Consider the following 20948-nt stretch of genomic DNA (forward strand, 5'->3'; position numbering starts at 1 on the left):
CGGCCTACCTCGGCCGCGAGCCGGTCAGGCCGCGCAGTTAGTCCTTACACCGCCACTTCTTCACCGTCACTTCTCCACTGCTGCTTCGTCGCCGCTACTTCTTCACCGCGTCCAGCGCGTCGACGATTCCGTAGCCGAAGTGGCTGTTGAGGTGCCGGGTGCCGGTGCAGGTGGCCTCACCGGCGGAGCAGCCGGGGTTGTCGGCCTGCTGCTTGAGGAGCCACTGGATCTCCTGCGGGCCGGACGTGGGGTGGGCGCTCTTGAGCAGCGCCGCCACGCCCGCGACATGCGGGGTCGCCATCGAGGTGCCGGCCAGGTAGGCCCAGTCGCCGCCCGGCATGGTGGAGAGGATGTTGCCGTTCTTGGCGGGCAGTTCGGGGACCTGCTTCGAGTCGCCGCCCGGTGCGGCCACATCGATCTGGCCGAGGCCGTAGTTCGAGTAGCCGGACTTGAGCTTGTGCACACCGGTGGCCGCGACCGTCACCACGCCCGGCAGCTGGGCGGGCACGTCCCAGCAGTTCTTCGGGCTGATGGTGCGTTCGACGGGGGTGGAGTCGTTGGGGCTGGTCGCGTCGGGCAGCTTGGCGGCCGCCAGATCGAGTCCGGAGTTGCCCGCGGCGGCGATGTTGATCGCGCCCTTGCGCTGGGCGTAGCTCGCCGCCCGGCCGACCGCGTCAACGATGGCCGCCTGGTCGGCGTCGTCCTTGCAGTTGAACATCCACGGGTCGACGTAGTAGCTGTTGTTGGTGACCGCCACACCGTGGTCGGCCGCGAAGACGAAGGCGCAGACCACGCTCTCCGCGAAGAACAGGCTCGTCTCCGGCTCGCTCACCTTGATGGCGGAGACCTTCACGCCCGGCGCGACGCCCGCCACGCCGACGCCGTTGCGCGCCGCGGCGATGGTGCCCGCGACATGCGTGCCGTGGTAGTCGCTGTCCGGATCCCAGGGGCGCCAGGCCCCCTTGGACGTATCGGCCACCCCGCCCACGCAGTTGGCGGACTGCTTCGCGGAGAAGTTGGCCTTCAGGTCCGGGTGGGTGTCGTCCACTCCGGTGTCGATGACGGCGACGGTGACCTTGCGGCTGCCGGCGTTCACCTTCGCGGCCTGGTCCGCCTTGATGGCGGGGAGGTCCCACTGGAGCGGTTCGAGGGGCTCCTGCCCGTTCGCCTTCGCCGCCCGGCCCACCGCCTTGAGCTGGGACGGCGGCAGATCGGCCTTCTGCGGTTTGCCGACGTCGGTGGTGCCGGAGGCCTTCAGCGGCGCGGTGCGGGTGGCGCCCGCGGACTGTACGCCCGGTACCGTCCGCAGGGTGGGGGCGAACCTCGGATTGGCCGAGTGGACGACGATCACGCCTATTCGCTCATGGGCGACGATCACCTTTCCGCCGGCCCGGGCTATCGCCTTCTCGACCCGTCCGACCGTGGCGCGGCCGGGTGTGGTGTTCACGACGTACGAGAGCAGCGGGCCGCCGGACACGGTCGCGGCGGCCGGGGCGGAGTCCTGCGGCGCGGCACTGGCCGCGTTCGGGAGGAAGCCGAGGGACGCCGTCAGAGCCAGACCGAGCGGCACGGCCAGTGCCCGCATACGTCTGGACCGGGGATGTGCCATGGGTACTCCACATCATCCGTGAGACCGCCCGCACGGGTCGTGCACGGGCGGATGCAGTGAGAGGTGAAGTTATCGGCGATCACGGGCGCACAGCAATGGAATCGGGAAAACCCGTGAGAAGACGGCACATTGACACGGAGTCGGTCCGTTCGGGCGGTGACTCAGTCGTGCCGTCGCAGCGCCCCCATGCTCAGCGGTGGCAGGGCGATCCGCCGGCCGTACCAGCGGCGCGCGCCGGCGGCGGGCCGGGCCCGGACGGGCGGGACGGTGAGCGGTACCGGCAGGCGGACACTGCCGTACGGGCGCCGACGGGGAGCGGGCGGGCACGGGTCCTGCGGAGACGGCGGATTCACATCCGGCTCAACGAAGCGTCCCCCGGGCGGTGGCGGCCGGTGTCCGCATTCCCCGGCGATTCCCCCGATTTCTTCGCGGATTCAACCAGCCACCCCCTGTCGGATCGCCGGACAGAGCCCTACCATGCGTGATCCACATCACTTATCGGGGGCTTATCCTCGGCCCCGGCACCCACCAGCCACCCCCCTTCCGTCAGGAGATCTCCGTGAGCGCCGCACCGACCATCGACTCGGGAACCCATGAGCCGCCCGACTACCTCCAGGTGCAGTCAAGTGCCGAATTCGATGAACTCCGCCGCGCACACCGCTCGTTCGCCTTCCCGCTGACCGTCGCCTTCGTCCTCTGGTACCTCGGGTACGTGCTGCTGTCGAGCTACGCCGGCGGCTTCATGGCCATCAAGGTCGCCGGCCACCTCAACGTCGCCTTCGTCCTCGGCCTCGCCCAGTTCGTCACCACCTTCCTGATCGCCTGGTGGTACTCCCGGCACGCCGCCGCCAAGCTCGACCCCCGGGCCGAGGCCATCAAGTCCCGCCTGGAGGGCGTCACCCTCCGCAAGGAAGGTGACGCATGAACCTCACCCAGCACCTCGCGGCGGGCACCGGCGCGGGCGAGCACCGCGCCCTGATCATCACCCTCTTCGCGGTCTTCGTCGCCGCCACCCTCGGCATCACCGTCTGGGCCGGGCGGCGGACCAGGGGCGCGGACGACTTCTACGCCGGCGGACGGCAGTTCAGCGGATTCCAGAACGGCCTGGCCATCTCCGGCGACTACATGTCCGCCGCGTCCTTCCTCGGCATCGCCGGTGCCATCGCCCTCTTCGGCTACGACGGCTTCCTGTACTCCATCGGCTTCCTCGTCGCCTGGCTCGTCGCACTGCTCCTGGTCGCCGAACCGCTGCGCAACTCGGGCCGGTTCACCATGGGGGACGTCCTGGCCTACCGGATGCGCCAGCGCCCGGTCCGTACCGCCGCCGGCACCTCCACCATCGTCGTCTCGGTCTTCTACCTGCTCGCCCAGATGGCGGGCGCCGGCGCCCTGGTGACCCTCCTGCTCGGCATCACCAGCGAGGCGGGCAAGATCCTGGTCGTCGTCCTCGTCGGCATCGTGATGATCCTCTACGTCACCATCGGCGGTATGAAGGGCACCACCTGGGTCCAGATGGTCAAGGCGGTGCTGCTGATCGCCGGCACTCTGCTGATCACGTTCCTGGTGGCAGTGAAGTTCCACTTCAATATCTCGTCGCTGCTCGGCGCCGCCGCCGAGAACAGCGGCAAGGGCGCCGCCTTCCTGGAGCCCGGCCTCAAGTACGGCGCCGGCGCCACCTCGAAGATCGACTTCATCTCGCTGGGCATCGCCCTGGTCCTGGGCACCGCGGGCCTGCCGCACATCCTCATCCGCTTCTACACGGTCCCCACCGCCAAGGCCGCCCGGAAGTCGGTGAACTGGGCGATCGCCATCATCGGCGCCTTCTACCTGATGACCATCGCGCTCGGCTTCGGCGCCGCCGCCCTCATCGCACCCGGGACGATCACCGCCTCCAACAAGGCGGGCAACACCGCGGCCCCGCTGCTCGCCCAGCAGATCGGCGGCGGCCCGGACTCCACCGGCGGCGCCGTCCTGCTCGCCGTGATCTCCGCGGTGGCCTTCGCCACCATCCTCGCGGTCGTCGCCGGCCTCACCCTCGCCTCGTCCTCGTCCTTCGCGCACGACCTGTACGTCAACGTCCTCCGCAAGGGCGAGGCCACCGAGCGGGAGGAGGTCGCCGCGGCCCGCTGGGCGACCGTCGGCATCGGTGCCGTCGCCATCGTGCTCGGCGTCTTCGCCCGTGGACTGAACGTGGCCGGGCTGGTGGCGCTCGCGTTCGCGGTCGCCGCGTCCGCCAACCTCCCGACGATTCTCTTCAGCCTCTTCTGGAAGCGGTTCACCACCCGGGGCGCCCTCTGGTCGATCTACGGAGGCCTCGCCTCCTCCGTCCTCCTGGTGCTCTTCTCACCGGTCGTCTCCGGCAAGGAGACCTCGATGTTCCCCGGCGCGGACTTCGCCTTCTTCCCGCTGGAGAACCCGGGCCTGCTCTCCATCCCGCTGGGCTTCCTGCTCGGCTGGCTGGGGTCGCTGCTCTCCAAGGAGGAGCCGGACGCCCGGAAGTACGCCGAGCTGGAGGTCCGCTCGCTGACCGGCACCGGGGCCCACTAGCCGGCCCGCCGGCCAGGAGGGACGGTCCGTACAGCCCGTGGGCGGGGTGGCGTCGTAGATCTCTACGACGGCACCCCGCCCACCTCGTACTTCTGCGCCCTGCTCGCTGTCACACCCATCGCGTAGGCTCGAACACGTACTGATCCACCGCCGAAGGCAGCCGATCACATCCGTCGGGGGAGGGGCCTCGTGCTCATCGACACTTACGGCCGCGTGGCCACCGACCTGCGCGTTTCGCTCACCGACCGGTGCAATCTGCGGTGTACGTACTGCATGCCCGAAGAGGGCCTGCAATGGCTGGCCAAGCCCGATCTGCTCACGGACGACGAAATCGTCCGGCTGATCGCCATTGCCGTACGGGACCTCGGCATCGACGAGGTCCGCTTCACGGGCGGTGAGCCGCTGCTCCGCCCCGGCCTCGTCGGCATCGTCGAGCGCGTCGCCGCCCTCACCCCGCGCCCCCGGATGTCGCTGACCACCAACGGCATCGGCCTGCAGCGCACGGCCGCCGCGCTGCGCGACGCCGGGCTGGACCGCGTCAACGTCTCCCTCGACACCCTGCGGCCGGACGTCTTCCAGGCCCTCACCCGCCGCAAGCGCCACGACGACGTGCTCGCCGGCCTGGCGGCGGCCCGCGCGGCCGGCCTCACCCCGGTCAAGGTCAACGCCGTCCTGATGCCGGGCCTCAACGACGACGAGGCCCCCGACCTGCTCGCCTGGGCGATCGCCCAGGACTACGAGCTCCGCTTCATCGAGCAGATGCCGCTCGACGCCCAGCACGGCTGGCGGCGCGAGGGCATGATCACCGCCGGTGACATCCTCGCCTCGCTGCGCACCCGCTTCGCGCTCACCCCCGAGAGCCGGGACGAGCGCGGCTCCGCGCCCGCCGAGCGCTGGATCGTCGACGGCGGCCCGCACCGCGTCGGTGTCATCGCCTCCGTCACCCGCCCGTTCTGCCGCGCCTGCGACCGCACCCGGCTGACCGCCGACGGCCAGGTCCGTACGTGCCTGTTCGCCACCGAGGAGACGGACCTGCGCACGGCCCTGCGCTCCGGTGCGGCGGACGAGGAGATCGCGCGCCTGTGGAAGGGCGCCATGTGGGGCAAGAAAGCGGGCTCCGGTCTGGACGACCCGTCCTTCCTCCAGCCCGAGCGCCCGATGTCGGCGATCGGCGGCTGACCGGCCGCCCCGGTCCGCTCGGCGGCCCGCTCCGTCAGCGCTCGCCTGCCGACGCCTCCCACTCCTCCAGCGTCACGACGTCCTTGAGGAAGCCGCGTACGCCCAGGAACTGCGACAGATGCTCCCGGTGTTCCTCGCAGGCCAGCCAGGTCTTGCGGCGCTCCGGAGTGTGCAGCTTCGGGTTGTTCCATGCCAGCACCCACACGGCGGCGGTGCGGCAGCCCTTGGCGGAGCAGATGACGGCGCTCTCGCTGCGGTCCGCGGAGCCGGGAAGATCAGGGAAGTTCACGGACTCAACCCTACGTCCGCCCTCCCGGCCGTCGGCCCGCGGCCACGGCCCGGACATGGCGACGCCGGGCAGCCACGGGGGGAGCCGCCCGGCGTCGGTCCGTCGCTCCGACGGGGGATGCGGAGCGCGTACGCAGTATGTCACGGGGGATGGTGCCGAGTGCACCGGAACTCCATGATTGATCTGAGCTTTTCTTGAGCTTTGCAGACCGAACGGAGATCAGTCGGCGTCGCGCCGTGGCCCGGAAGACTCCGGGGCCGGCCGCTCCGGTACGGATTCCGCGGAGGTGTCGGACGGACCCGGCGCCAGCATCGGCCTGGTCGGCCCCGCGATGAAGGTCTTCGGGAGCGAAGGGACGTTCTCCCGGCCCGCGTTGGCGATCACCACCGCGATGTACGGCAGCGCCAGGCCCAGCACCAGCGTCGCAATGGCAACTGGGCGCTGGACGTTCCACAGCACGACGGTCAGCAGCACTGCCACCGTCCGCGCCGACATCGAGATCACATACCGCCGCTGACGGCCGCGCACATCCTCGGAGAGTCCCTGACGGGCCCCCGTGATCCGGAAGGCCTGGGCGCTGCTCTGCTTCCGCATCACGTTCCACCACCTGCTCAGTCGCGCCGGATTCTCCCCGATGTCCGGTCGGATTCCACGGTACGCCGCTCCTGCGCCGCCTTCGAGACCGGGGCTGCCCCGTGCGGCCGGGTCTGCCGGGACACTCTGCGTACCGCCGCCTCCGGCGTGCGCCGTAGCCGATGCGGAGTGACACTGACGGGGCGGCCCCCAGGTGCGGCCGTGCATGCACCGCGCCGCAAGAGGAGGCAACATGACGTGGTTGTGGGCCATCATCGTGGGCCTGGTGCTGGGTCTGATCGCGAAGGCCGTCATCCCGGGCAAGCAGCAGATCCCGCTCTGGCTGACCATTATCTTCGGCATGCTGGGTGCCGCCGCCGGCAACTGGGTGGCGTCGGGCATCGGCGTCGCCGACACCAAGGGCATCGACTGGATCCGGCACCTGCTGCAGCTGGCCGGCGCGGTCCTCATCGTGGCCGTCGGCGACCGCCTCTGGGTCGCCCTGCGCGGGCGCCGTAAGGAAACCACCTAGCAGACCTGCGGCCGGTGCGCCTTGAAGCGCACCGGCCGTGGTGTCCGTCTCGGCTGCCGTCAGCGGCCCTGGAGCTGGGCCAGTTTCCGGCCGGCCTTCAGGTACGCGGCGTCGGCCGTGTCCGCCAGCCGCTCCGCGAGGACCTCGGCCAGCGGCCGGATCGCGTCGGCCTCCGCGAGTACCACCGTCTGCTGGCCGTCCGCGCCCTCCACGACCAGCCGCAGCGCGTTCTGCTTGGCCAGCCGGCGCGCCGCCGAGGCGCTCGGGGTGAACTCCAGCACCTTGGTCAGCACCGCGGCCACCGTCTCCGCGCCGTGCTCGGCGACGTCGACGGCCGGCAGCGACTCCACATCGGAGAACGACTTCCTGGAGAACTGCGCGACGAACCCGGCCCGCGCCGCCATCGCCGCCTCCAGACCGTACAGCGCGGCCACCACCTCGCCGGCGAGGATCTTCTTGAGGTCCATCGGGTGCAGCGAGCGGTCCGCGATCCGGCCCAGGGCGAGGGCGATCTCGTCGTCCGTCCACTCCGTCCAGGCCTTCAGGTATGGCTCCATCAGCCGGTCCGGCACGGACATGATCTTGCCGAAGACATCGTCGGCCGGTGCGCTCAGCCCGACGTAATTGCCCTTGGACTTGGACATCTTGGCGCCGGTGCCGTCCGTGCCCTCGATCAGCGGCATCGTGACCACCAGCTGCGGCTGCTGCCCGCGCAGCTCCATCAGCTTGCGGCCCATCTGCAGATTGAGCAGCTGGTCGGAGCCGCCCAGCTCCACGTCGCACGCCAGCGCCACCGAGTCCAGGCCCTGCGCGATCGGGTACAGCAGCTCCGTCATCGTCAGGCCCGCACCGGCCGCGAGCCGGTTGCGGAAGTCCTCGCGCTGCAGCAGCTGCGAGGCCGGCACCTGGGCGAGCAGCGAGAGCAGCTCGGGGAAGGTGTACGGCGCCAGCCACTCGCTGTTCTGCCGGAAGCTGACCTTCTCGAAGTCGAAGAACGGGCGCACCTGTTCGCGGTAGGTGGCGAGGTTGTGCGCGATGTCCTCGTCGGTCAGCGGCGGACGCTCGGCGGTCCGGCCCGACGGGTCGCCGATCTTGGCGGTGAAGTCGCCGATGATCAGCGTGACGTCATGGCCCAGCCGCTGGAACCGGCTCAGCACGATCAGCGGGACCGCGTGCCCCAGGTGCACATCGGTCGCCGTCGGGTCGATGCCCAGCTTGATGTGCAGGCCCCGGCCGGCCGCCCGGCGCTCCTCGATCCGCTCGGCCAGCTGCTCCACACCCGGCAGCACCTCGACCGTACGGGACGCGATCAGCTCGGCCTGTTCCTTGGCGGGCAGGTCCGTCAGGTCGAGATAGCGCCGCGCGCCGGTCTCCTGGAGCAGCTCCCGGACCGTGGCGTCCGAGGAGAGGTCGGTGGAGAGCAGAGTGCTGGCGCGGGCGACGGATTCGCCGAGGCGTGTCATGGCGTTCCTGATCGATCGTGGTTCCCGAAACCGGGAGGACAGGCGAACAGTCTATTCGCCCGCACCGACACTCCGGCTGCGCGCCCGCCTCCGTCCCTGCTGCGCGCCCGCCTCAGCCCCTGCTGCGCGCCCGCCTCCGCCCCGCCCGGGCGCGGCCTCCCGGAGGCTCACACCCCCCGGCTCACCGAGCTCATGTTGAAGTCCGGGATCCGCAGCGCCGGCATCGCCGCCCGGGTGAAGTAGTCGCTCCACTCCCGCGGCAGGGTCCGCTCCGTGCGGCCCGCCTCCACGGCCCGGGACAGCAGGTCCACCGGCGATTCGTTGAACCGGAAGTTGTTGACCTCGCCGGACACTTCGCCGTTCTCCACCAGGTAGACGCCGTCCCGGGTCAGCCCGGTCAGCAGCAGCGTGGCCGGGTCGACCTCGCGGATGTACCACAGGCAGGTCAGCAGCAGCGCCGGGCCGTCGTGCCCGGCGGACGCCACCATCTCGTCCAGCGAGCGCGAACCGCCGCCCTCCAGAAGGAGGTTGTCGATGCCGGGCGCCACCGGGAGGCCGGTCAGCCCGGCGGTGTGCCGGGTGGTCAGCAGCCGGTTCAGCACGCCTTCGCGCACCCAGTCGGTCGCCGTCAGCGGCAGCCCGTTGTCGAAGACCGACGCATCGTCGCCGGAGGAGTGCGCCAGCACGAACGGCGCGCACTCCAGGCCGGGCGCCCGCGGGTCGCTGCGCAGCGACAGCGGCAGCTCGCTGAGGCGTTCGCCCAGCCGGGTGCGGGCGCCGCCGGACCGGTCCGCGGCGGCCCCGTCGCCGTCGGCAGACTTGGAGAAGACCGTACGGCCCTCCACGGCGTCCCGCGCCCCTGACGACCACATCTGGTAGATCAGCAGGTCGGCGACGGCGGTCGGCGGCAGCAGCGTCTCGTACCGCCCGGCGGGCAGCTCGACCCGCCGCTCGGCCCAGCCCAGCCGCCGGCCCAGCTCGGCGTCCAGCCCGCGCGGATCGACGTCGGTGAAGTCGTGGGTCGCGCGGCCCGTCCAGGCCGAGCGGGGCACCGCCCCCTCGGTGCCGGCCGCCCTGGCGTTCAGCTCCACCGTCCCGGTGGGCTGGTCGTGCCGCAGCCGCAGCCCGGCCGAGCTGCCCAGATAGGACGAGACCACCTCGTGGCCGGCGAAGCCGTACAGCTCCCGCCCACCGGCGCGGGCCTGCCGGAAGGACTCGCCCAGGGCGGGCGCGAACGCCGCGAAGACGTCCGGGGAGGTCTCGGCCGGCGCGTCGGTGAAGTCCGCGTCCGCCTTCCCGCCGGCGACCAGCGGCTGGGCGTCCTCGGCGGGCCCGGCGTCCCGGGCCGCCGCCTCCGCGGCCCGCACCAGCGGTTCCAGGTCGTCCACGGTCACCGCGGACCGCGAGACCACCCCGGAGGCGGTGCCCTGCCCGCCGTCCACGGTGGCCACGACCGTGAGAGTGCGCCCACGGGTGACGCCGTTGGTGGTGAGCGCGTTGCCCGCCCAGCGCAGATGGGCGCCGGAGTGCTCGTCGGCGATGACCACGCAGCCGTCGGCGCGGGAGAGCTCCAGGGCCCGCTCGACGATCTCGTGCGGGGCGGTGGAACGGGACGTACGCGCGCTCATCGGCCGGCCTCCTGTAGGGCGTTCGGACTGTGCGTTCGGACTGTGCTGCCCCGGGGGACGCCCCCGGACCCCCGGCGAGCCTACCGAGGGGCCTGCCTACGGGCACGGGGTGGACGCCGGTGCGCCGCCGGATGGCCGAGGTCCGCTCCGCGAGGAGTTCCCACGGCGTTCCCACGGCGTTCAAACACGGCTTTGTGTACGCGTGTACACAGTGATGCGTACACTCGTACACATGGGATACGGACTGCTGGCCGCGGCCATCGCGGCGGAGGTGGCCGGGACGACGGCCATGAAGTACAGCGAGGGCTTCAGCAAGCTGTGGCCCTCGCTCGGCACGGTGGCCGGGTATCTGCTCGCCTTCACACTGCTCGCCCGCACCCTGAAGGTGATGCAGGTCGGCACCGCGTACGCGATCTGGGCCGGGATCGGTACCGCGGCCGTCGCCGCGATCGGGATCCTCTTCCTCGGCGAGTCGGCCGGACCCGCCAAACTCGCCGGGATCGTCTTCGTGATCCTCGGTGTCGTGCTGCTCAATCTCGGCGGGGCGCACTGATGGCGGCGGCGCGGCGGTACGACCCCGAGCGGCGCCAGCGGATCATCGACGCCGCGATCCGGGTGGTGGGCCGCTCCGGCATCGCCGGGCTCAGCCATCGCACCGTCGCGGCCGAGGCGGATGTACCGCTCGGCTCCACCACGTACCACTTCAAGACCCTCGACGACCTCCTCGTGGCGGCCCTCCGCCAGGCCAGCGAGGGCTTCGCCAAGGTCGTACGCGAACACCGCGGCGCGCTCACCGACCCCGGCCGCGACCTCGCCGCCGAGCTGGCCCGGCTCACCGGCCAGTGGCTGGACGGCGACCGCGCCGGCGCGGAGCTGGAGTACGAGCTCTACCTCGCCGCGCTGCGCCGCCCCGCGCTGCGCCCCGTCGCCGCCGAGTGGTGCGCAGAGATCGCCGAGTTGCTCGCCCGGCGCACCGGCCCGCGCACCGGGCGTGCGGTGGTCGCGCTGCTCGACGGGGTCTGCCTCCAGGTGCTGCTGACGGGCGGGGGCTACGACGAGGAGTACGTCAGGGACGCGCTCACCCGGGTGATCGGGGCGGAACCGTCGGACAGGCCCTAGTGCCTGCCGGGGCACCGGGGTCAGGCGTGGCCGGCCTCGGCGGTGGTGTTGAGGATGTTGACGTTCCGGAACAGCGCCGAGGGGCAGCCGTGGGACACCGCGGCGATCTGGCCGGGCTGCGCCTTGCCGCAGTTGAAGGCCCCGCCGAGGACGTAGGTCCGGGGGCCGCCCACGGCCTCCATGGAACCCCAGAAGTCGGTGGTGGTGCCCTGGTAGGCGAGGTCCCGGAGCTGCCCGCAGAGGCGCCCGTTCCGGATCGCGTACGCCCGCTGCTGGGTGAACTGGAAGTTGTACCGCTGCATATCGATCGACCAGGAGCGGTCCCCGACGACGTAGACGCCGCGCTGCACGCCCGAGATCAGCTCCTCGGTGGACGGGCCGTCCGCCGCCGGCCGGAGCGAGACGTTCGCCATCCGCTGGACCGGTACATGGCCCGGGGAGTCCGCGTAGGCGCACCCGTTGGAGCGGGCGAAGCCCGTCAGTTTCGCGATTCTGCGGTCGAGTTGGTAGCCGACCAGGGTCCCGTCCTTCACCAGGTCCCAGGACTGCGCGGCCACCCCTTCGTCGTCGTAGCCGATCGTGGCGAGCCCGTGCTCGGCGGTCCGGTCGCCCGTCACGTTCATCACCGGGGACCCGTAGGCCAGCTTGCCGAGCTGGTCGAAGGTGGCGAACGAGGTGCCCGCGTACGCCGCCTCGTAGCCCAGCGCCCGGTCCAGCTCGGTGGCGTGGCCGATCGACTCGTGGATCGTCAGCCACAGGTTGGACGGGTCCACCACCAGGTCGTACGTGCCGGCCTCGACGCTCGGCGCGCGCATCTTCTCGGCGAGGTGCTCCGGGATCCGCGCCAGCTCGCCGTCCCAGTCGTAGTGCGCGCCCGTCAGGTACTCCCAGCCGCGCCCCACCGGCGGGGCGAGGGTGCGCATCGAGTCGAAGTCGCCGCTGTCCGGGTCCACCGCGACCGCGGTCAGCTGCGGGAACAGGCGGACGCGCTGCTGGGTGGTGCCGGTACCCGCGGTGTCCGCGTAGAACTTGTTCTCCTGGACGGCCAGCAGGGAGGCGTCCGCATGGGCCACGCCCTCGGCGGCCAGCAGCCGCGCGCTCCACTCCGCGAGCAGGCCGGTCTTGTCGGCGTCCGGAACGTCGAACGGGTTGATCTCGTACGAGGAGACCCAGGTCCGGTCCGGGTACGCGGGTTCGTCGGCCAGCTCCACTCGTTCGTCCGAGCCGGCGGCCCGGATGACCTTCGCGGACAGCTTCGCCATGGCCACCGCCTGTGCGGCCACCCGGGCCGCCGCGTCCATCGTCAGGTCCACCCCGGACGCGAAGCCCCAGGCCCCGCCGTGCACCACCCGTACCGCATAGCCCAGATCGGTGGTGTCCGAAGTCCCGGCCGTACGGGCGTCCCGCAGCCGCCAGGACGCACTGCGGACGCGTTCCAGGCGGAAGTCCGCGTGCTCGGCGCCCAGCGCGCGGGCGCGGGCCAGCGCGGCGTCGGCCAGCGCGCGCAACGGCAGCGCCAGGAACGTCTCGTCGAGGGCATGGGGTGCAACAGCCAAAGCGTCCTCCCGTGGTCGGCGCCTGCATCATGCCCTGTGGTGCGTCCGCGGCCCAGTGCACCCCGGTGCACCCCGGCGCGGCGAGGCGCGTCGGGGACCGCGGGACGGCGCGGTCCAGGGGGGATACGGCGCGGTCCGGGGGTGGTTCTGTGGGGATCCGACAGTGAGCGGGGCGCGCCCCTGTCCGTGCTCGATTCCACGGAAGCGCCCTGTGACCGATAGTTTCGGTAGCGAACGCAGGACGGACAGGAAACGGAAAGGGTGATCTCTTGAGCCGCTCGGTTCTGGTCACCGGAGGTAATCGCGGCATTGGCCTCGCCATTGCCCGTGCCTTCGCCGAGGCAGGCGACAAGGTCGCCATCACCTACCGCTCGGGCGAGCCGCCCGCGGGATTTTTGGCCGTGAAGTGCGACATCACGGACAGCGAGCAGGTCGAGCAGGCGTACAAGGAGATCGAGGAGAAGCAGGGGCCGGTGGAGGTGCTGGTGGCCAACGCCGGCGTCACCCGCGACCAGCTCCTGATGCGGATGTCCGAGGAGGACTTCACCTCGGTCCTGGAGACCAACCTCACCGGCACGTTCCGGGTGGTCAAGCGCGCCAACCGCGCGATGCTGAGGGCCCGTAAGGGACGTATCGTGCTGATCTCGTCCGTGGTGGGCCTGATGGGCGCCCCGGGCCAGGCGAACTACGCCGCCTCCAAGGCCGGTCTGGTGGGCTTCGCCCGCTCGCTCGCCCGTGAACTGGGCAGCCGCAACATCACCGTGAACGTCGTCGCACCGGGCTTCGTCGACACCGACATGACCCGGGCGCTCACCGACGAGCAGCGCGACAACATCGTCAAGCAGGTGCCGCTGGCGCGGTACGCACAGCCCGAGGAGATCGCCTCCTCGGTCCGCTTCCTGGCCTCCGACGAGGCCGCGTATATCACCGGAGCCGTCATTCCCGTCGACGGCGGATTGGGTATGGGTCACTGATCAGCATGAGTGGAATCCTCGCAGGCAAGCGCGTCCTGGTCACGGGTGTTCTGACCGAGGCGTCGATCGCGTTCCAGGCGGCCAAGGTCGCCCAGAACGAGGGCGCCGAGGTCATCCTCACCGGCTTCGGCCGGCTCTCCCTCGTCGAGCGGATCGCCAAGCGGCTCCCCAAGGAAGCCCCGGTCATCGAGCTGGACGTCACCAACCAGGAGCACCTGGACGGGCTGGCCGACAAGATCCGCGAGCACCAGGGCGAGGACGCCCGCCTCGACGGCATCGTGCACTCCATCGCCTTCGGCCCGCAGGGCGCCTTCAACTTCCTGGAGGCGAGCTGGGAGGACGTCTCGACGGCCGTGCAGGTCTCGGCGTACTCGTACAAGGCGCTGGCCACGGCCCTGCTGCCGCTGATGCACCCGGGCGGTGCGATCGTCGGGCTCACCTTCGACGCGCAGATGGCCTGGCCGAAGTACGACTGGATGGGCGTGGCCAAGGCGGCGCTGGAGGGCACCAACCGCTACCTGGCGCGTGACCTGGGCCCCAAGGGCATCCGCTGCAACCTGGTCTCGGCCGGTCCGATCAAGTCGATGGCCGCCAAGTCCATCCCCGGCTTCGAGGAGCTGGCGGACGTGTGGAACCACCGCGCCCCGATCGGCTGGGACCTGGCCGACCCGGAGCCGGCCGGCCGCGGTGTCGTCGGCATGCTGTCCGACTTCTTCCCGCGGACGACCGGGGAGATCGTGCACGTCGACGGCGGTGTGCACATGATGGGCGCCTGACGCCCGGACGCCTCCCGCGTCTTTTCGTTCTTCTTCGTATGCGTACTGCCCGCCCCGTCCGACGGGGCGGGCAGTACGCGTTGCGGTACGCGGTACGCGGCACGCAGCACGGGGTACGCGGCGCCGGCTTCCGGCTACCCCGGGCGGCAGCCGAAGGGGTGCGCGCCCGCCTCGGCGGCGGCCCGGTCGCCGTCGCCCGCGCGGATCGCCTCCACCAGCCGGGAGTGGTCCATGTGCGCCTCGGGCCGCAGCTCCGCGCCGATGTCGGCGCGCAGGAAGTCACGCAGGACGCTGCCGAGGTCGGCGTAGATCTCGGCGAGCACCTCGTTGTGCGAGGCCGCCACCACCGCCATGTGCAGGTTCGCGTCCGCCTCCACGAAGACCTCGGCCGCACCGGACTCCCAGGCCGCCTCACGCCGCGCCAGCAGCGCGTCCAGCTGCCGGACGTCCTGTTCGGTCCGGCGCCGCGCGGCGAGCCGGGCGGCGGCCGTCTCCAGGGCGCTGCGCAGCTCGGCCACATGGCCGGTTTCGGCGTCCGCGAACCGGCGGTGCATCACCCCGGCCAGCTCGCTGGTCGCCACTACGTACGTGCCCGAGCCCTGCCGGATGTCCAGCAGCCCGTTGTGCGCCAGGGCGCGGACCGCCTCACGGACGGTGTTACGGGCCACCCCGAGCTGCTCGACGAGCTCCGGTTCGGTCGGGATACGGGATCCCACCGGCCATTCGCCGGAGGTGATCTGGGCGCGCAGCTGAGCGATGACCTGGTCGGCCAGCGCGGACCGGCGGGGTGAGGTCAGCGGAGGCATGGCACGGCTCCGACTCCGGAATCGACCGAACGGAAATTCGTTGGACAGGTATTCATCCCATGATTCTATGATGGCCCCATGGCAGACGACGACCTCGCGACCCTCGGCGCCCCCGCCGAGCCCCGTACGGCCTCCGGCGCACCGGCGGCGCCCGGCCCGCAGCGGCCGCCCGCCCCCGTTCCGGAACGTGACCCCGCCCCCGCCCCCGCATCCGGCCGCGGCCTGACCGGCCGCTGGCTGCCGGGGATCGTGATGGCCGGTCTCGTCCTGGCGGCGCTCAACCTCCGCCCCGCCATCACCAGCCTCGGCGCGCTCCTGGAGGAGGTCCGCGACGGCCTCGGTATGAGCGGCACCGTCGCCGGACTGCTGACCTCCGTGCCGCCGCTGTGCTTCGCGGTCTTCGGTGTCACGGCGCCCCGGCTGGCCCGGCGCTGGGGACCGGGCGCGGTGATCTGCACGGGCATGGCGGCGATCGCCGTGGGTGTCGCGGTGCGCCCGTACGCCGGTGGCACCGCCGGCTTCCTGGCCGCCAGCGCGCTCGCGCTGGCCGGGATCGCGGTCGGCAATGTGCTGATGCCGGTCGTCATCAAGAGCTGGTTCCCCGACCGGGTCGGCCCGATGACCGGGCTCTACTCGATGGCGCTGGCCCTGGGCACCTCGCTCGCCGCGGCGCTGACCGTGCCCATGACCGGGGCGCTGGGCGGCAGTTGGCGTACCGGCCTGGCGGTGTGGGCGGTGCTCGGCGCGGTCGCGGTGCTCCCCTGGCTCGCGGTGGTGCGCCGTCGCCCGGCCGCCTCCGGTCCGGCCGGGTCAGGACAGGCCGGACCGGCCGCCTCCGGACCGGCCGCCGGCGGTGCCGCACGGTCCGCGGAAGCCCCGGCGCGGCCGATACGACCGATACGGATCGCCTCCTCGCCCACCGCCTGGGCGCTCGCCGTCTTCTTCGGCCTGCAGGCCACCGCCGCGTACGTCGTGATGGGCTGGATGCCGCAGATCTTCCGCGACGCCGGGGTGCCGGCCGGTACGGCGGGTGTGCTGCTCGCCGTCACGATGGGGATGGGGATCCCGCTCTCCTTCCTGCTGCCCCGGGTGGCGTCCCGGATGCGGCATCAGGGTCCGCTCGTGGTGCTGCTCGGCGTCTGCGGTCTGTCCGGGTACGCCGGACTGTGGCTCGCACCGGCCGCCGGCGCCTGGGCCTGGGTGCTGTTGCTGGGCATCTCCAACTGCTCCTTCCCGCTGGCCCTCACCATGATCGGGATGCGGTCCACCAGCTCCGCCGGGGTCGTCAAGCTGTCGGCCTTCGCGCAGAGTGTCGGCTATCTGATCTCCATACCCGGGCCGCTGCTGGTCGGCACGCTCTACGGGCGCAGTGGCGGCTGGGGGCTGCCGATCGCCCTGATGGCGGGGCTGATGGTGCCGCAGATCGTGGTGGGTGTGCTGGCCGGCCGGGACCGCCGGATCGAGGACGAGGCGTGAATGCGACACTGGGCGCATGCCAGTGCTCGAACCGAATCCCCAGGGCGGCCAGAAGAAGCTGCTCCTCGTCCTGGGCGTGATGCTCGCCGTGACCGCCGTCGTCGCCATCGTGGCGAGTCTCGCCGCACCCTGACCGGGCCGGCGGCCAGGGCCTTCACGGGGCGTCACCCTGCCGGGGGGAGCTCGTCAACCCCCCGCGCCAGGGGGCGTCTTTCATGCGAAGCTGGGACGCATGAGCGTCGATACACCCCGCCGGATTGTCCTCCTCCGCCACGCCAAGGCCGAATGGTCGGATATCAGCGATCATGAGCGTCCGCTCGCTGACCGCGGCCGTAAGGATGCCCCCGTCGCCGGCCGCTGGCTGGCCGGTGCCGGGATCACTCCCGATCTGACCCTGTGCTCGACGTCCGCCCGTACCCGCGAGACCTGGAAGCTCGTCGTCTCCGAACTCCCTCAGCGGCCCAGGACCGTCTACGACGAGCGGCTCTACGAGGTCTCCCTCGGCGAGCTCATCGCGCTGCTGAACGAGACCTCGGACGACGTGGACGACCTGATGCTGGTCGGCCACAACCCGTGTGTGCACGCCCTCGCCGACGCGCTCGCAGGCGAGGCCGAGGGCGATCTGCTGTCGCGGATGAACCGCAGCGGCTTCCCGACCGCCTCGATGGCGGTGCTCACCTTCAACGGCTCCTGGAAGGCGGTCGAGCACGGCGTCGGACGGCTGGTCGCGTACTGGGCGCCGCACGCCTAGACCTGCGGCCGGCGGTCGGCAGAGAGGAGGGCCCCGGCACGCCGCCGGGGCCCTTTCCCGCCTCGCTCACCAGGCCGTCACTCGGCGTGCGTCTTCGCCGCCTCGACCTCTTCGCGGGTGACGCCCAGCAGGTACAGGACGGTGTCCAGGAACGGCACGTTCACCGCGGTGTGCGCCGCCTCCCGCACCATCGGCTTGGCGTTGAAGGCCACCCCGAGACCGGCCGTGTTGAGCATGTCGAGATCATTGGCCCCGTCGCCGATCGCCACCGTCTGGTCGAGCGGCACCCCGGCCTGCCGCGCGAACTCCCGCAGGAGCCGGGCCTTGCCCGCCCGGTCCACGACGCCGCCGGTGACCCGGCCGGTGAGCTTGCCGTCGACGATCTCCAGTGTGTTGGCGCTGGCGAAGTCCAGCCCCAGCTCGTCCTTGAGCGCGTCGGTGACCTGCGTGAAACCGCCCGATACGACGCCGACTTGATAGCCGAGCCGCTTGAGGGTCCGCACCAGGGTGCGCGCCCCGGGAGTGAGCCGCACCTCCTTGCGTACGGCCTCCACCACCGACTCGTCGAGCCCGGCGAGCAGCTCGACCCGGGCGTGCAGCGACTGCTCGAAGTCCAGCTCCCCGCGCATCGCGGCGGCGGTCACCTTGGCCACCTCGGCCGCACAGCCGGCGTGCGCCGCGAACAGCTCGATGACCTCGTCCTGGATCAGCGTCGAGTCGACGTCCATCACGACCAGCCGCCGCGCCCGCCGCTGCAGCCCGGCCGCCACCACGGCGACGTCCACCCCCAGATGTGCCGCCTCCAGGGCCAGGGCGGTGCGCAGCACCTCGGTGGCCGCGCCGGAGACCGCGAATTCCACGGCGGTCACCGGATACTTGGCGAGCCGGAAGATCCGGTCGATATTGCCGCCGGTCGCCGTTATGGCGGCTGCGATGGCGGCCGTGGACTCCGCGGTGAGCGGATGTCCCAGCACGGTGACGTGGGAACGTCCGGTGCCGCGCGGGCGGTTGTCGCCCCGGCCGGAGATGATCTCCGCCTGGAGGTTCAGCGACTCGGCCCAGCTGTGCACGGTGGCCCGCAGGTCGCCCTCGGTGGCGCCGATCGAGCCGTGGGTGGGGGCGGGAGCGGTGACCAGTGCGCACAGCGTGATGCGCCCCCGGGTCACCACCTGCTCGATGTCCACGACATCGACGGAGTAGGCGGCGAGGGTGTCGAAGAGGCCTGCGGTGATGCCGGGCCGGTCCTTCCCGAAGATCTTCACGAGAAGGGTCGGTTCGTCATCGCCCGGTACGGCGGTGGCAGGCGGGGTCTGCGATGCGCTCATGGTGCCCTTACGGTAACCGCCGGGGCCGTCGGGTCCGTACGCGTGTCCGGGGTTCGGACCGTGGCGTCCGTCCGTCGTGATGCCGATCGTTACGGAGTCGTGTCCGGCCCGCTCGCGCCGGAGGCCGGACCGTCTCCAGGAACGCCAACGCCGTCGCCGGGGAGGGGCGTTCGGGCCGCAGCCGGACCGATGGCACACCGGGCCGGTGACGATCCGCGAGGTCCATCGTCATCTATGGGGAATTTGCCTGTTCCATCCCATCATGAGGCCTCTTGGGGGGACTCGCATCGCGTCGCGCGGGAGCCCTCCGTGCCCCGTCCCCGTCCCGGTTTCCGGTCCGCGGCCCGGGCCTGAAATAGTTCCTCACGATGTTCGCCATCCCTAGACTTCCCGCACAGGGCGTCACTCGGGGGACTATGTAATGGGGCATGGAGTGCCTGAACTCGTACTCGAATTGAACGGTAGGACCTGGACGCTCGATCCGTCCCGGTCCTACACCGTGGGCCGTGATCCGCAGGGCGACATGGTGCTCGACGACGCCAGGGTCTCCTGGCGGCACGCCGTCCTGCGATGGTCCGGCCACAGCTGGATCATCGAAGACCAGGGCAGCACCAACGGCACCTACGCCCAGGGCCGGCGGATCCAGCAGGTGGAGGTCGGCCCCGGCGCGACCGTGCACCTGGGCAACGCCACCGACGGCCCCCGCCTGACCCTGTCCGCCGCCGCGCCGGCCGCCGGCGCCGCCTTCGGCGCGCAGTCCGCGCCGGCGCCGCAGCAGCAGGCCGCGCCGGGCCGGCAGGCGCCCCCCGCGCAGCAGCCGCCGGTCCGGCAGCCGCCCGCCCAGCAGGGCTGGCAGGCGCCGCCGCAGGCTCAGCAGGCGCCGTACGTCCCGCCCCAGCAGGCCGCCCAGCAGCAGCCCGTACCCCCGCAGCAGGCCCGCCGGCCCCAGGAGGGCGCCGCGCAGCGGCCGGCCGGCGACCGCAGCCCGACCACCTTCCACCGCCTTGACCTCGGCCGGGTGATGCGCATCGGCCGTGCGCTGGAGAACGAGCTGGTCGTCTCCGACCTCCAGGTCTCCCGCCACCACGCCGAGTTCCGCGCCACTCCCGACGGCCGCTTCGAGATCCGCGACCTCGGCAGCCACAACGGCACCTACGTCAACGGCCAGCCGGTCCCCAGGTCCGGCACCGCCGTCATCGGCCCGAACGACATCATCGGCGTCGGCCACTCCACCTTCCGGCTGGTCGGCGACCGGCTGGAGGAGTTCGTCGACACCGGCGAGGTCTCCTTCTCGGCCCGGCACCTCACGGTCACCGTCGACGGCGGCAAGCAGATCCTCAAGGACGTCTCCTTCGGCGTCCCGGAGAAGTCGCTGATAGCGGTCATCGGCCCGTCCGGCTCCGGCAAGTCCACCCTGCTCAAGGCGCTGACCGGTTACCGCCCCGCCGACCAGGGCGATGTCCTCTACGACAACCGGAACCTCTACAAGCAGTTCGCCGAGCTGCGCCAGCGCATCGGACTGGTCCCGCAGGACGACATCCTCCACAAGGAGCTGACCGTCCTCAAGGCGCTCCGGTACGCCGCCAAGCTCCGCTTCCCCGGGGACACCGCGGAGTCCGAGCGCGAGGCCCGGATCGACGAGGTGCTGCGCGAGCTCAAGCTCGACATCCACAAGGACAAGAAGGTCACCTCGCTCTCCGGCGGCCAGCGCAAGCGCGTCTCGGTCGCCCTGGAGCTGCTGACCAAGCCGTCGCTGATCTTCCTGGACGAGCCGACCTCCGGCCTCGACCCGGGCATGGACCGCGATGTCATGCAGCTGCTGCGCGGCCTCGCCGACGACGGCCGGACGGTCCTGGTCGTCACCCACTCCGTGGCCGAACTCGCCCTCTGCGACAAGCTCCTGGTGATGGCCCCCGGCGGCGGTGTGGCCTACTTCGGCCCGCCCGAGGACGCGCTCAACTTCTTCCAGTACGACTCCTGGGCGGATGTCTTCTCGGCCTTCGAGAACTACCGCGATTACGACTGGATGGGCCGCTGGCGGGGCTCCCCGCACTACCAGCGGTACGCCGCCGACATCGACGCGGTCGCCCCGCAGTCGGTGGCGGTACAGCCGCCGCCCGCCCGGATGCAGAAGTCGCAGAGCTGGGGCTCGCAGCTGTGGACGCTGATGCGGCGCTATGTCTCGGTGCTCGCCTCCGACCGGGGCTTCCTGGGCCTGATGCTGATCCTGCCCGCGGTACTCGGTGTGGTCTCGATGCTGATCCCCAGCGATCACGGCCTGGCGTACGGGCCGATGAACAAGCTGGGCTTCCGGCCCAACCGCGACGCCAGCACGATCATGCTGA

General features: G+C 71.5%; 21 protein-coding genes. 12 read left to right on the forward strand and 9 right to left on the reverse strand.

Annotation, left to right across the window (positions count from 1 at the left end; genetic code table 11):
* Positions 1-94 precede the first annotated feature (94 nt).
* Positions 95-1609 carry a S8 family serine peptidase gene (locus AZE13_RS18460; protein ID WP_066932577.1) on the reverse strand — a complete coding sequence of 505 codons (1515 nt, stop codon included), beginning with the start codon at positions 1607-1609 and terminating at the stop codon, positions 95-97.
* A 161-nt stretch (positions 1610-1770) separates the two neighbouring features.
* Positions 1771-1962, reverse strand: coding sequence for a hypothetical protein (locus AZE13_RS34135; RefSeq protein ID WP_079124124.1), 192 nt, complete (start codon positions 1960-1962; stop codon positions 1771-1773).
* Between the two features lie 206 nt (positions 1963-2168).
* Here AZE13_RS34135 and AZE13_RS18465 point away from each other — a divergent pair, with 206 nt between their 5' ends.
* The 3 genes from AZE13_RS18465 (at position 2169) to moaA (ending at position 5335) form a co-directional block, all read left to right on the forward strand.
* A complete protein-coding gene (locus tag AZE13_RS18465; protein ID WP_066932579.1) occupies positions 2169-2534 on the forward strand; it encodes a DUF485 domain-containing protein in 366 nt (121 codons plus the stop codon).
* A complete protein-coding gene (locus tag AZE13_RS18470; protein ID WP_066932581.1) occupies positions 2531-4156 on the forward strand; it encodes a cation acetate symporter in 1626 nt (541 codons plus the stop codon). The genes AZE13_RS18465 and AZE13_RS18470 overlap by 4 nt, the downstream gene beginning before the upstream one ends.
* Before the next feature lie 189 nt (positions 4157-4345).
* Positions 4346-5335 carry a GTP 3',8-cyclase MoaA gene (moaA, locus tag AZE13_RS18475; RefSeq protein WP_066932592.1) on the forward strand — a complete coding sequence of 330 codons (990 nt, stop codon included), beginning with the start codon at positions 4346-4348 and terminating at the stop codon, positions 5333-5335.
* A 34-nt stretch (positions 5336-5369) separates the two neighbouring features.
* Here the strand turns inward: moaA and AZE13_RS18480 are convergent, their stop codons facing one another.
* Both AZE13_RS18480 and AZE13_RS18485 read right to left on the reverse strand, forming a co-directional pair.
* Positions 5370-5624 (reverse strand): hypothetical protein, encoded by a 255-nt coding sequence (locus AZE13_RS18480; RefSeq protein ID WP_066932594.1) that lies wholly within the window; start codon positions 5622-5624, stop codon positions 5370-5372.
* A 219-nt stretch (positions 5625-5843) separates the two neighbouring features.
* Positions 5844-6218 carry a DUF3099 domain-containing protein gene (locus AZE13_RS18485; RefSeq protein WP_066932596.1) on the reverse strand — a complete coding sequence of 125 codons (375 nt, stop codon included), beginning with the start codon at positions 6216-6218 and terminating at the stop codon, positions 5844-5846.
* A 232-nt stretch (positions 6219-6450) separates the two neighbouring features.
* Between AZE13_RS18485 and AZE13_RS18490 the strand changes: the two genes are divergently transcribed.
* Complete coding sequence (locus AZE13_RS18490) at positions 6451-6729, forward strand: GlsB/YeaQ/YmgE family stress response membrane protein (RefSeq protein ID WP_066932598.1); 279 nt, start codon at positions 6451-6453, stop codon at positions 6727-6729.
* Between the two features lie 59 nt (positions 6730-6788).
* Here the strand turns inward: AZE13_RS18490 and tyrS are convergent, their stop codons facing one another.
* Together tyrS and AZE13_RS18500 are read right to left on the reverse strand one after the other, a co-directional pair.
* The gene (gene tyrS, locus AZE13_RS18495; RefSeq protein WP_066932599.1) at positions 6789-8192 is read right to left on the reverse strand and encodes a tyrosine--tRNA ligase; all 1404 of its coding nucleotides are present in this window, start codon (positions 8190-8192) and stop codon (positions 6789-6791) included.
* A gap of 167 nt (positions 8193-8359) precedes the next feature.
* Positions 8360-9820: a metallopeptidase TldD-related protein gene (locus AZE13_RS18500; RefSeq protein WP_066932601.1), complete on the reverse strand. Its 1461-nt coding sequence runs from the start codon at positions 9818-9820 to the stop codon at positions 8360-8362.
* Positions 9821-10052: 232 nt separating this feature from the next.
* On the opposite strand from AZE13_RS18500, the gene AZE13_RS18505 reads away from it, so the two are divergent.
* The gene (locus AZE13_RS18505) at positions 10053-10373 is read left to right on the forward strand and encodes a DMT family transporter (protein WP_066932603.1); all 321 of its coding nucleotides are present in this window, start codon (positions 10053-10055) and stop codon (positions 10371-10373) included.
* Complete coding sequence (locus AZE13_RS18510; RefSeq protein ID WP_066932606.1) at positions 10373-10939, forward strand: TetR/AcrR family transcriptional regulator; 567 nt, start codon at positions 10373-10375, stop codon at positions 10937-10939. Before AZE13_RS18505 ends, AZE13_RS18510 begins: the two co-directional genes overlap by 1 nt.
* 20 nt (positions 10940-10959) lie before the next feature.
* On the opposite strand, the gene AZE13_RS18515 is transcribed toward AZE13_RS18510, so the two are convergent.
* Positions 10960-12495 (reverse strand): TldD/PmbA family protein, encoded by a 1536-nt coding sequence (locus AZE13_RS18515; RefSeq protein WP_066932609.1) that lies wholly within the window; start codon positions 12493-12495, stop codon positions 10960-10962.
* Positions 12496-12764: 269 nt separating this feature from the next.
* Here AZE13_RS18515 and fabG point away from each other — a divergent pair, with 269 nt between their 5' ends.
* Positions 12765-13469 (forward strand): 3-oxoacyl-[acyl-carrier-protein] reductase, encoded by a 705-nt coding sequence (gene fabG / locus AZE13_RS18520; protein ID WP_066932611.1) that lies wholly within the window; start codon positions 12765-12767, stop codon positions 13467-13469.
* A gap of 5 nt (positions 13470-13474) precedes the next feature.
* Positions 13475-14245, forward strand: coding sequence for an enoyl-ACP reductase FabI (fabI, locus tag AZE13_RS18525; RefSeq protein ID WP_066932613.1), 771 nt, complete (start codon positions 13475-13477; stop codon positions 14243-14245).
* 134 nt (positions 14246-14379) lie between these two features.
* Here fabI and AZE13_RS18530 read toward each other — a convergent pair whose 3' ends face one another.
* Positions 14380-15051 carry a FadR/GntR family transcriptional regulator gene (locus AZE13_RS18530; protein ID WP_066932614.1) on the reverse strand — a complete coding sequence of 224 codons (672 nt, stop codon included), beginning with the start codon at positions 15049-15051 and terminating at the stop codon, positions 14380-14382.
* A 78-nt stretch (positions 15052-15129) separates the two neighbouring features.
* Here AZE13_RS18530 and AZE13_RS18535 point away from each other — a divergent pair, with 78 nt between their 5' ends.
* From AZE13_RS18535 to AZE13_RS18540, 3 genes are all read left to right on the forward strand, one after another.
* Positions 15130-16527: a CynX/NimT family MFS transporter gene (locus AZE13_RS18535; RefSeq protein ID WP_066932616.1), complete on the forward strand. Its 1398-nt coding sequence runs from the start codon at positions 15130-15132 to the stop codon at positions 16525-16527.
* 16 nt (positions 16528-16543) lie between these two features.
* A complete protein-coding gene (locus tag AZE13_RS38175) occupies positions 16544-16660 on the forward strand; it encodes an SGM_5486 family transporter-associated protein (protein ID WP_258527861.1) in 117 nt (38 codons plus the stop codon).
* Between the two features lie 99 nt (positions 16661-16759).
* Positions 16760-17278 (forward strand): SixA phosphatase family protein, encoded by a 519-nt coding sequence (locus AZE13_RS18540; RefSeq protein ID WP_066932618.1) that lies wholly within the window; start codon positions 16760-16762, stop codon positions 17276-17278.
* 77 nt (positions 17279-17355) lie between these two features.
* On the opposite strand, the gene serB is transcribed toward AZE13_RS18540, so the two are convergent.
* A complete protein-coding gene (gene serB / locus AZE13_RS18545; protein ID WP_066932619.1) occupies positions 17356-18603 on the reverse strand; it encodes a phosphoserine phosphatase SerB in 1248 nt (415 codons plus the stop codon).
* A 421-nt stretch (positions 18604-19024) separates the two neighbouring features.
* On the opposite strand from serB, the gene AZE13_RS18550 reads away from it, so the two are divergent.
* The coding region (locus AZE13_RS18550; protein ID WP_066932622.1) for an FHA domain-containing protein at positions 19025-20948 on the forward strand (1924 nt) is incomplete at its 3' end.

It is taken from the genome of Streptomyces sp. NBRC 110611 (assembly GCF_001590865.1).
GTDB lineage: Bacteria > Actinomycetota > Actinomycetes > Streptomycetales > Streptomycetaceae > Streptomyces.